Genomic DNA, 11606 nt, shown 5'->3' on the forward strand with positions numbered 1-11606 from the left:
GATATGTATATGAGGGAGGGGGAATATGTGACCAGGCTCAGCCGCAAAGGGGGACTGGCATCCGGCGTGCCGGGAGTCGTAGACGGGATGGTAAAAGCCCTGGAGCAATACGGGAATCTCTCCCTGAACCAGGTCATCCAGCCTGCTATCGAGCTGGCCCGCAAGGGATACCGATTGTCCTACAGGCAGGCCGAAGCCTTGAATGACAACAAAAAAGGATTAAAAAAATACGCGGGATCCGCCGGTTATTTCTTGCGGCGTGACGGCCTCCCCTGGCGAGAGGGTGATCTGTTTCGTCAGACCGATTTAGCCCGCACATTGCAGCGTATCGCCGACCGTGGGAGATCGGGCTTTTATGAAGGCGAGACTGCTGAACTCCTGGTGAACGAGATGGAAAAACAGGGTGGAATCATTACCCGTGAGGATCTCCGGAATTATGAAAGCGTCTGGCGCAATCCCATCCGGGCTTCGTTCCATGGCTATGAGCTCAACGTCATGCCTCCGCCAAGCAGCGGGAGTATTGCCATTGCTCAAATCCTGGATATGCTGCAGCCCTATGACCTGAAAGAACTGGGGTTTAATTCGGCTAAATATGTTCATCTCGTGACCGAAACCATGCGCCGAGCTTTTGCGGACCGTGCCCATTTTTTGGGAGATCCCGATTTTGTGGAGATCCCGCAGGCTGAACTTTTGGACCCGGCCTATCAGGAGGAACGCATGGAAAGTTTCAGCTGGGAGACGGCCTCCTCCAGCGACGATATTGGCCACGGCGATATTCCTTTTCGGGAATCCAGCGAAACCACTCATTACTCTATTATAGACAAGGAGGGCAATGCCGTGGCTGTTACAACGACCCTGAATGGTTCTTTTGGCAGCATGGTCGCTGTCAGCGGGGCGGGATTTCTTTTAAATAACGAAATGGACGACTTTACGGCCGAACCGGGAGAACCGAATATGTTCGGACTCATTCAGGGAGAAGCCAACGCCATTGCACCCGAAAAGCGGATGCTCAGCAGTATGTCTCCCGCGATAGTCACCAAAAACGATTCTGTTCGCATGGTGCTGGGAGCGGCCGGCGGTCCCCGTATAATTACGGCCACCCTGCAAAATTTTTTAAATATGGCTGTTTTTGAGATGGATCCGGCTGAAGCCATTTCAGCACCTCGCTTTCACCACCAGTGGATGCCCGACAAACTCTATTATGAAAAATTCGGCCTTAGTCCCGACACCCGAAAATTACTGGAGCAAAAGGGACATACCCTTAGTGCTTCTGACGGGCTGGGTCGTGCCCACACTATCTTTGTGGACGACGACGGGTTTAAGCTGGGAGCACCCGACCCACGCGGGGATGGTATGGCCGCCGGTTTTTGAAATCAATGAAATTTTATTTCCTGACAGAATTGTTATACCATTCAGGCACATAAAAAATATTACTGATTACAGGGGTAGCAAAAGTATGAACAAAGACGCCAATACGGCCATTCAATCAATAGAATGGTGTGACGACCATGTCCGAATTCTTGATCAAACCTATCTTCCCGGCCGGGAAGTGTATAGTGATATTCGCGACGTCGGGCGCATGTGGGAAGCAATTAAAAAAATGCGCATTCGCGGGGCACCGGCAATCGGTATCGCTGCCGCCTATGGATTTTATCTGGGGATAAAGGAACTGTCCGAAAATTCGTTCCAGAGCTTTTTTATAGAAGTGGAGCGGGTAGCTGAATATTTGGAATCCGCCCGTCCCACCGCCGTAAACCTGCATTGGGCGCTCCACCGGCTGAAGACAACCATTAAAGCACATAAGGACAAGGATATTTCCGAAATCAAGGAGATTGTTTTCAAAACGGCCAGGACCATTCATGCCGAGGACAAACGGACCTGCAAAAAAATTGGGGAAACAGGAGTTAATCTCATTGACAAAGGAGACCGGATTCTTACCCATTGCAACACCGGGAGTCTTGCTACCGGCCAGTACGGGACGGCGCTCTCGGTCATCTTTCATGCCCATGAGCAAAATAAAGATATCCGAATTTGGGTAGACGAAACGCGTCCCCTCCTGGAGGGTTCGCGACTGACCGCCTGGGAGCTCATGAATGCGGAAATACCGATGACCCTTATTACCGATTCCTCGGCGGGATCGCTGATGCGCCGCGGCAAGGTGGATAGCGTTATCGTGGGAAGTGACCATGTGGCAGCCAACGGCGATGTGGCCAATAAAATAGGTACCTATCCCCTCGCAGTTCTGGCGAAAGAGAACGAAGTACCCTTCTATGTTGCGGTTCCCTTCTCCACGATAGACATGGAGCTCGAGACCGGGGATGAGATTCCTATCGAGGTGCGGGAAAATGATGAGATTACCCGGTTTAACGACTCTGAGGTGGCTCCCAAGAAAGCAGAGGCCTACAACCCGGCTTTTGACATTACGCCTCACCGGTATGTTACGGCCTTTATTACCGAAAAGGGCCTCATTGAACCGCCCTTTGATGAACATTTCAAAGCGCTGGTCACATGAGGAGCGATCCTGTGTCTTGCTAATCTCCCAGGCAAATACCGATGTCTCGGGCCGTCTGTACCGTATCGCTTTCCAGGGAAACCGATTTCATTTTGCCTTCTATGCTGGTTATGGGAATACGCGTCAGCTTGTTATTCTGCAGGACCACCAGCTTATTGAAATCACGCTCCTGCACGCACCGGATAGCCGCGGCCCCAAACCGTAGGGAGATGAGGCGGTCGTAGGTAGAGGGAGACCCGCCGCGTTGTAGATGACCCAGGACGACAGAACGCGACTCCTTCCCCGTTCGCTCGCTCAATTCTTTCGCCAGGCGATCGGCAATCCCGCCAAGCTGTACCTCTTGTCCCACTGCCTTGCCTTTGGTAACCAGCTCGCCATCTTTTTCCCGGGCCCCTTCAGCGACAACTATCATGGTATATTTTTGGCCGTTGGATTCGCGCTCTTTTATTTTCTCCTCTATGGAATCGTAGGAAAAAGGGATCTCGGGGATGAGCACGACATCAGCCGAAGCGGCAATACCCGCATACAGGGCAATCCACCCGGCATATCGCCCCATCACTTCCACGACCATGAGCCGCTGGTGCGATTCGGCCGTCGTTGTTATGCGGTCAATGGCACCGGTGGCAATATCGATGGCCGTATCAAAACCCAGTGATATATCACAGCCGTAGATATCGTTATCAATCGTTTTGGGGACCCCCACGATATTGATGCCCTTCCTGATAAGCCGGCTGGCAATATTCATGGATCCGTCACCCCCTATCGCAATCAACGCATCCACTTCATGCTCTTTAAACGTCTGCACCAGGTGATCAGAGACATCTTTCGTGTCCCAGCTTCCGTCGTCTTTTTGGTAGGGCATCTCAAAGGGGTTCCCCCGGTTTGCCGTACCCAGGATGGTCCCCCCCTGCAGCGTAATTCCCTTAACCGACTGGGCGTCCAACTTGATAAACGGTTCGTCGGTATAAAGCGATCCGTAACCATTTTTAATGCCCAGTACTTCCCACCCGCGCTTGAGGGCAGCCAGGGTGGCCGCCCGTATGGCTGCATTCAATCCCGGCGCGTCGCCACCTCCCGTATTAATCGCTACCTTCATCATAATAATAATGTCATTAGTCTATTTTTCTAACGGTTCCCGCTGCATGCGAAACACTTCCTCCAGTGCTTCCATTCCAAGGCCTTCACGCAGCAACCTGGTATTATCGTCGGTCATATCGAGGATGGACGTTCCACGCGAAGGCAGTTCCTGCTGGTTATCAATCGTTACATCCACCAGTTTATCAAATTCTCTTAAAAAAGGTTCGCGTTCAAATCCCGCAAGGGCATCTTCGTCCATTTCAGGTTTTTTTGCTGTAATGGCCAGCAGAGGATCCCCCACTTCCCGCACTAATCCTTCGGCAATGGGATAATCCGGTACCCGAATGCCGACCGTTTTTTTCTTGGGATGAACCAGCAGCTTCGGTACCTCTTTTGTGGCTGGCAGGATGAAGGTATAAGGTCCCGGAATAAGCCGCTTGATAAGCTTAAAATTGTGATCGGAGATATGGGCGAATCGTGCAATACCGGAAAGGGAATCGCATAAAATAGTCAGGTGATCGTTCTTTCCCAGCTGTCGAATCTGACGTATGCGTTCAATACCTTTTTTATTTTTATAATTGCATCCTATCGCATATTGACTATCCGTTGGAAACAAAATCACCGCCCCCTGCTTTATCATATCTGCAGCTTCAAAAAGACGCTTTACGTGAGGTGTTTCCGGATGCAATTTAATTCGTTCTGCCATAAATGATCCTCAATTATATTATGTGTTTGGGATTGACTTAATTGTAGATGTGCCACAAGTAACATCACTTAAAAGTTGCAGCGACAAATTGTGTGGTAGAGCGTCGGGTATACAACTTTTTGAACTTGTATTTTTAGGATATTGTTTCGATCTCGGGCAGTCATCATCGTTAACGGTTAAAATATTTAAGATATTTCATAGTTTCCCGGCAAGAATGTGTGCCTTTGGAATCACCCGATTCCTGTTACTTCGATCTTAAACGTTTCCACAGAGTCATAAAACGTCCAGTCGCATGGCTATCCGGGTATCGATACGGAAGATTATAAATACCGATCTCATCCCTTTCATTCAAGTTATTACAGGTTTTTTTTGGCGGTTTCGCCGGCCGGTATCAGCTACCGGTATCGCCATGCCGGGCTTTGGTTATCCTTGCCGCCAAAAAGAATGAGCAAGGCTTGAATTTTTGCCTGGTGGATTTAATTATCCTCACCCTCCAACAGATCAAATACAGCTGAACTCATAGTAAGGATGCCCGTTCGAATAGTTGGTTCCATATCCGGCAGATATTTACTTGAATGAGTGGACGGGGGGACAATCAATCCTTTTTCTGCAGCTTCCATATCTTCAGGTTTCACAGATCCCAAAGAGTATAAAAAGGCGGGTATTTCGGGTTTTGCACTTCCGTATTCCCCAAAGTCCTCGCCATACATCAGCGGAGATATTTCGTGTACGTTTTCAGCTCCCACAGCCCTGGCAAAAGAATTTTTCAGTCTTTCTCCCAATGCCGGCGTGTTATAAACAGAGGATACGTGAGAATCACTTTCCAGCTCCAGCCGGGGCCAGTCTTCTTCCGGCAGACCGGCGGACAGACCTGTTCCCTCGCTCATTTCGTTGATTCTTTTGATGAGTTTTTCGCGCGTATCATCGTTCAGCGTCCGGAAGACTAATTCCAGTTCCACCTCGTTCGGGATAATATTTCCGCTGGTCCCCCCGTGAATAGATCCAATAGTGATGTTTGCCGGATCCAGCGCAGAAATTTCACGGCTTATGATCGTTTGAAGATTAAGGACAAGCCGCGAGGCGATAACCACCGGGTCGATCGTCAAATCGGGATATGCACCGTGTCCCCCTCTGCCTTTTACCACAATACGTCCCACATCTACATTCGCATAGGCATAACCGGGCGAATATCCCACTTTCCCGGAAGCCTGGGCCGAATTCACATGAAGACCCAGTATATAGTCCGGCAGCGGGAAGCGTTCAAATAATCCATCCTCAATCATTGCCCTGGCACCCGACAGCTTTTCTTCCGCCGGCTGACCTATGAGTACGAGCGTTCCCTCCCACTGCTCCATCAGGCTTGTAAAGACCTGCGCCGTCCCCACCATAACACTCATATGCATGTCATGGCCGCAGGCGTGCATGACAGGAACAGACTCGCCTTCGGAGGTGGTAACCGTTTTATCACTGGCAAAAGAAACGCCGGTTTCCTCTTTAATCGGCAAGGCGTCCATATCGGCCCGTACCATGACGACCGGCCCCTCTCCATTTTCCAATACGGCCACAATCCCATGTCCGCCGACCCCTTCGGTCACTGAAAATCCCAGATGCTCCAGCTCTCCGGCCAGCCTTTCCGAAGTCTCCGCCTCCTCGTTGGACAGTTCGGGATGAGCGTGAAAATGTTTATACAACTTTTCTATTTCCTGATACTCCCGGTCGATAATATCTTTGATTTGCCCGGTTTGTCCCCATAGGGGATAACTGCAAACACATAATATGAACAGGCTCAGAATGGCGGACTTCAATGTTTTATTCATTATGTTTAATTTCATAAAAATTCTGTTGGCGGTGTGGATACGGTTGAGCAAACGTCGAATGCGGCGTAAAGGGCATTCGATCATGAGTAATTCCTAACCCTATCCATCTGGACCGGGCGACCGGAATAACTCGTCGGGGAATGTAATGGTCCACAGGAACAGACCTTGTTCCATCATATATAATATCCGGTATTTTTAACACCAATGTCCATTAATAATGCCATATACCCTAAAATTCTCGCTGCTGATCATTCCAGCTCCTTGATGTACACGTTCCCAAACACAAAACGATTACCGCTGCCATGGTCGTCCTGCAAGGCAATTTTACCCCGCGGAGCTATTCCCGGAAGGCGGGCATCATCGATAACGACCCTTCCGTTTAAGACTATGCCAATCCGATCCCCTTTCATGGTAATGACATACCGGTTCCATTCCCCGGGCGGGGCATCGGCGTTAACTCTTGGGACAAGGGCCTGCCTGACCTCCCGTGGCATATCACGGTCAGCCCGGTACCCGTATATTTCCCCGGAGCCAATAAAGCGGTTGCCCATATTCACCTGGTTTTTTGAACTTCCGCGCACATATATTCCCGTATCCCCGGCATACGGAACCACCACCATTTTATTACTGCCGTCCTCGTTTTTCAGGTTGTCGCCTGTTGGCAAAACGACCGGACTTTCGGCCATTTCCGGATGGCCGGTAAATTTCATATCCGCCATCAGAATAAAGTCGCCGTATTCCTCCTTGCTCCAGAGGCTTTTTCTTTCCTCTTCGCTTTTTCCATCATAGTTGATCAGCCAGTCCTCGGCTGTCCAGTGCCCGCGGTGTCCGGGCAGCAGCTCCCAATGCTTTCCAACATCCCGGCCATTGTAAAGGGAGACAAATCCCCGGTCTTTATTCGCCACCTGTTCGGAAGAAAGATCAGACGCCGGCAGCTCCCGGATTCGTATATTTCTGAATTGAATTTGAGATCCATCGGCTTTCAGCGCTATATACCCCTTGCGAAGAGAGGCGTAAAGTCCCATTGCAGCGGGCGTGCCATCTACCCGCAGGGTGACCGTTCCATCACTGCTTTCAACCCGGATGTGATGCCATCCTTCCCCGGCAGAAGGCGGTCCCCCGCCGGTCGAATCCCCGTCAACTTTTTGCAGCGGTGGGTTCTTGACCGCCTGTATGCTGGCTCCCCCCGCAGGTTCTATCAGGCCGTTACCCGAACCCCAAAATTGAATGTTGATGCCCCGCGGCCAGGGACTCCCCTTTGCGGGAAGAGCATCACTGTGGATCAGTATCCCCGCCCGGCCATAGGACATCGGTTTTTTATATTCAAACTCTAAAATATAATTTTCGTACTGCTGGTCGGTGCGCAACACACTCCTGGGTATTCCCGCAGCGCTGATCGAGTTACTGTTAACCGTCCAGCTCTCGGATGCCCCGATTACATTGACCCAGCCTGAAAGATCCGTACCGTTAAACAGCGGCTTATCTTCTCCTCCCGGAACAGGGGCAACCAAAAAAAACGCACTTAAAAATAGGAAGGCAACATTAACAACTCGGATAATCATCGATATTAATTATGGTCATGGATTTCTGTGGTAATGTTCTTAAACATTCAATCTGAAAATACAGATTTTCCAGCCCCTTATTTGCTCCATTAAAACGGAAAACCGAGTGTTAAGGTTAAAAGAGTTTCCTCTGTTGAGAAGGCCAGCCCACCTGTCAGCACTACTCGTTTCAGGGGACTGATCCAGATGCCTCCACCATAGTTCACATGCCAGCGGGTGGAGCTCTCATTATCAACCCATACTCTTCCCTCATCTACATAAGCCAATATACCCACGGCAGCAGGCAGAATATAGGACTGTACATCAAACAGCCTTGTTCTCAGCTCAGTATTCTGAAAAAGGGCCGTTCGCCCGGAAAATCGATCACGCAAAAAGCCCCGCAAGTTATTGCTATTTCCCGTAAATGACTGCCCCCCGAGGGTATTGGCCTGAAAAAACTTGTAAGGGCCGATATTGGTTGAAAATCCCACTCTTGAGGCCAGTGTGGTCGTAATATCTTCAAATGTATGATAGAATTTTCCCTCCGTAGAAATACGGCCAAAAGAATCGCTGCGACCGTTTATTCCAAGCATGAGCTCCGATTTGAAGTCAAATACTACGCCATATTTTGGAAAAACCCCACTATCCACGGTATTCACGGTAAATCCACTGCCCATTGTCGCGTAATAGTGATCATTAAAAACGACGTTATCCAGACCAGACCCTGGTGACGTCACAAACCGGTTTTTCATGTCAAAAGGCCGATAATATTGCATCCCGACTCCACCATGAATGGTCAATAAATCAGCTATTTCATTTGAAAGGCTACCTTCTATATCTGCCCGGTCCATCCGGTACCCGTAAAAACCGGTGGAGATATCCTGCTTCTCTGTTTCATTTCCCATTCCAAAAAAATTAACCGAGTAGTTCGGGGCCTGTACCTCGGCATCAATCTCAATATTAAAGGGCCCCACTATATCTGTAAAAATGCCGTCGTAGCTTAAGCTGAAAGCTATGGTACGCATGGCGGCTTTTCCTGTGATGCGGTGCCGCGATGCAAACGGTTTTTTTCGGAAGCCCTGCCTTCTTATAAGAAGGCCCCCACCAAGAAAAAGGCCATCATTCTCATTATATCCGGTAGTAAACAGGGGACCTGCAAAGTTGTATTCGAAGGCTCTTTTTTCGTACCGGTTCACCCTGGGATTCGATGAGGTTTTATCCTTAACAGTGCCGTCTGTTTCAATTGTACTGCCCTTTTCAGTATCGTAAACCCAGGTTTTTTTGCCAATTCCCGAAACAGCGGGCTGATCTTTAATGACATCATCGCCCTCTCCTCCTATCACCCGGATTTTTATCTCTTTATTTCCCTTCCCCTTTATCTCAAAGAGATCATCACCACCAAAACCGTACAGCCTTATTTCATTTGTTTCCTCTTTTTTGAATATGCGATGGTATGCTACTTGTCTTTTACCTGCCGCATCGCGCCGATACATGGTGACCGATGTTTCCCCTTTCAGCTTACGTTCAACAATAAATTCTTCCGGCTCATCACTCCCGTAAATATTCACCTCCCGTACAAGAAGATCGTAGTATCGCCGGGCAAAATCGGTTAGTTTTGCCCTTCGCGCCTTAAGTTTTCGGATAAACGTATCGCCATTGAGATCGACAATAGGTTCTGGCCACTGCTCCACTGCCTGTACGATCATCGAATCGGTGAGTGATTTTTCCATCTGTTCGGCTATGCCAATCCATTCCTTTTTGTTCAGTTTATTTATGAACCAGCGATCGAAATATTGGCCATTTAGATTAATGCCCTTGATATTTCGTATGTCCTCACCGAAATACTGGAATTTTGGGAACGCCCATAACTGCGCCAGCCCCAGTACAAGGCCGTCGCTTTTGTAGAAGGCGTTATCCCGGTCAATTGGAACCGGCTGAAAAACGGGAATAGAATCGGTCGGCACTTTGGCCCAAAACCATTGTTCCTCATGACGATCCCAGTCACCTATGAACATGTCAAAAATACGGGAACGCACCAGCTGGCGTTCATCAATGGTAGCCGGACTACCTGTACGCAGCGCATTCCACAGGTTATAGGAATCGACCACGTCCACGGCCTCCTTGTCATATGTCTGGTTAAACCATTGACTGCTCACGAATTCTTCAACCGTAACCAGCGTACCGTCTTTGTTTCCGGCATCAAGATTAAACTCCGACTGACCGGGAATATACCGCAACTCCGGCGTTGTATGGTAAACCCCTGCTGCAGAAGCAAGTGCTGAAGCAACCATACTGCCGTACGGATGTGTGGCAGAAGTCTGATCCTGAGCGATATCGGTGACAAATGTTTCCTGTAAAATTTCAGGGAGCGATCTTTTAGGATCCTTTTGCACGGATCGCATAACATACCTGCTGCCGGTCGAGTCTTCTGCTATAATCGTAACCGTCTGTACTCCGCCGGTTCTAGCCAGGATATCCAATCCTCCACGCTCTGTTTCAAAATCAAGAATAGGAACGTCAACTCTTGTCGTCCACGCATCCCGGTAATGATCACCCCAAAAAAAACGTTTGAAATTTCCAGCCCGGTAAAGAGGGCCCGCGGCAACAGAAACCGTATCCTTCCGGATGCCTGCCGTCTCCCGTTTTTTCCCGGACCCGCCTTCTTCTTTCTCCTGATCCTGTGGAATAGTCGGTTCAACAAGCTGCTTGCGATATACCAGCTTCCCTTCGGCTTTTCCGTTATCAGGAATCCAAAACTCTACCGCTACTGAACCATCTTTGTATGAGAGGAGTTTTGCAAACCCTCTGTGTGAATACACGAATTCAGCTCCATTCCTGCCCCGACTGTATGATACTTTACTACCCGACCCGCTCAGGATGAAAAAATCCTGTCCTTCTTTATTTACGGCCGGCTTTTCTTTTTCATAAAACGACAGGCTGTGTTCATGTCCCGCAGCAAAAAACACATTTTCAACATTTTCAGCAGCTTCCAGAATTTCTTTTTTAAATGCCTGGTATTGGACATGGGGAATATCCTGTCCGGAGAGGCCAAGCTTGCGATAGAGCGGGTATGCAGATCCTATCAGAGGCAGTGGCATATACAGATTGTCAACAAGGCTGGCCAGGGGAAAAAGATGCTCCCGAAACGAATAATATCCTCCATGGTTGCCATTACTGTATAAAGAGTGGTGAAACGCAATAAGAATATTTTTATCACTGTTATTATCGATAATAGTACCTGTTCTGTTGATTACTTCTGCCCGCTCCTGTGATTCACAGTCTTCATCGGCTGCAGTAGTTTCAAGACTTCGATTAATCCACCATTCCGAATCCAGAATAATCAGGTACCAGTTGCGACCCAAATCATAGCCACTGGGTCCCGGGCAGCCGTTATCAGGGGCAAATTCAGCCGCTCCCGCCGTATAGGTTTCAATAAAATCTTCCTGAGCCTTCATCCCTTCCACCCCATAGCGCCAGTCGTGATTGCCGGGCAAAAAATACGATTTCCCCCTATAGTCACTCAAGGCATCCAGGGCTGGTTTTAAATTATTTTCTGAAGCAACTCGATCCTCGTAACTGGAATCAGGAGGCATGCCATCCGGGTATATATTGTCACCTAAAAATACAACAGAACTGCTTTCCCCGGCTCGGCTCAACTGGTAACGCAGGGTTTGCAACACTTCGCCGGCCCCCGATTGATAAGGCGCTCCGGTATCACCGATAAGAAAAAGAGAATAATCGACCTGTTTATTTGATGGGCCCGGTTCAGAATCGACGGCAGACTTGTAAAACGGGCGGGAGGTACCACAGGCATTGAAAAGTATCAGAAGAGCTACCAAAAGTATATTTCCAGCACTCATAAGAAATCTTGCGTTATTAATAATAAATACCCTCCAAGAAGGTCTTCCTGCGTCAATTACATTATATCACAGAATCGATTTTAGCTGATAGCG

The 11606-nt window shown here is 49.0% G+C and carries 7 protein-coding genes; 2 read left to right on the plus strand and 5 right to left on the minus strand.

Going from position 1 to position 11606, the window contains the following annotated elements:
• Both ggt and mtnA read left to right on the plus strand, forming a co-directional pair.
• A partial coding sequence (ggt, locus tag ACESLU_RS06560; RefSeq protein ID WP_372636833.1) for a gamma-glutamyltransferase occupies positions 1-1371 on the plus strand: 1371 nt, incomplete at its 5' end.
• Positions 1372-1456: 85 nt separating this feature from the next.
• Positions 1457-2512 carry an S-methyl-5-thioribose-1-phosphate isomerase gene (gene mtnA, locus ACESLU_RS06565; RefSeq protein ID WP_372636836.1) on the plus strand — a complete coding sequence of 352 codons (1056 nt, stop codon included), beginning with the start codon at positions 1457-1459 and terminating at the stop codon, positions 2510-2512.
• 19 nt (positions 2513-2531) lie between these two features.
• Here the strand turns inward: mtnA and ACESLU_RS06570 are convergent, their stop codons facing one another.
• From ACESLU_RS06570 to ACESLU_RS06590, 5 genes are all read right to left on the minus strand, one after another.
• Positions 2532-3611 (minus strand): 6-phosphofructokinase, encoded by a 1080-nt coding sequence (locus ACESLU_RS06570; RefSeq protein ID WP_372636839.1) that lies wholly within the window; start codon positions 3609-3611, stop codon positions 2532-2534.
• A gap of 18 nt (positions 3612-3629) precedes the next feature.
• Entirely contained in the window at positions 3630-4295 is a 666-nt protein-coding gene (locus ACESLU_RS06575) for an L-threonylcarbamoyladenylate synthase (RefSeq protein WP_372636842.1), read from the minus strand.
• A 476-nt stretch (positions 4296-4771) separates the two neighbouring features.
• Entirely contained in the window at positions 4772-6127 is a 1356-nt protein-coding gene (locus tag ACESLU_RS06580) for a M20 family metallopeptidase (RefSeq protein ID WP_372636845.1), read from the minus strand.
• Between the two features lie 233 nt (positions 6128-6360).
• On the minus strand, positions 6361-7623 hold the full coding sequence (locus tag ACESLU_RS06585) for a DUF1080 domain-containing protein (RefSeq protein WP_372636848.1): 1263 nt from the start codon (positions 7621-7623) through the stop codon (positions 6361-6363).
• Positions 7624-7763: 140 nt separating this feature from the next.
• On the minus strand, positions 7764-11513 hold the full coding sequence (locus ACESLU_RS06590) for a BamA/TamA family outer membrane protein (protein ID WP_372636850.1): 3750 nt from the start codon (positions 11511-11513) through the stop codon (positions 7764-7766).
• Positions 11514-11606 lie beyond the last annotated feature (93 nt).

Source organism: Fodinibius sp. (genome assembly GCF_041642155.1).
GTDB lineage: Bacteria > Bacteroidota > Rhodothermia > Balneolales > Balneolaceae > Fodinibius.

Excerpts from the sequence above, each read along its gene's own strand:
- ACESLU_RS06570 (WP_372636839.1), bottom strand. The coding sequence starts at position 3,611 with ATGATGAAGGTAGCGATTAATACGGGAGGTGGCGACGCGCCGGGATTG.
- ACESLU_RS06590 (WP_372636850.1), bottom strand. The coding sequence starts at position 11,513 with ATGAGTGCTGGAAATATACTTTTGGTAGCTCTTCTGATACTTTTCAAT.
- ACESLU_RS06575 (WP_372636842.1), bottom strand. The coding sequence starts at position 4,295 with ATGGCAGAACGAATTAAATTGCATCCGGAAACACCTCACGTAAAGCGT.
- mtnA (WP_372636836.1), top strand. The coding sequence starts at position 1,457 with ATGAACAAAGACGCCAATACGGCCATTCAATCAATAGAATGGTGTGAC.
- ACESLU_RS06580 (WP_372636845.1), bottom strand. The coding sequence starts at position 6,127 with ATGAAATTAAACATAATGAATAAAACATTGAAGTCCGCCATTCTGAGC.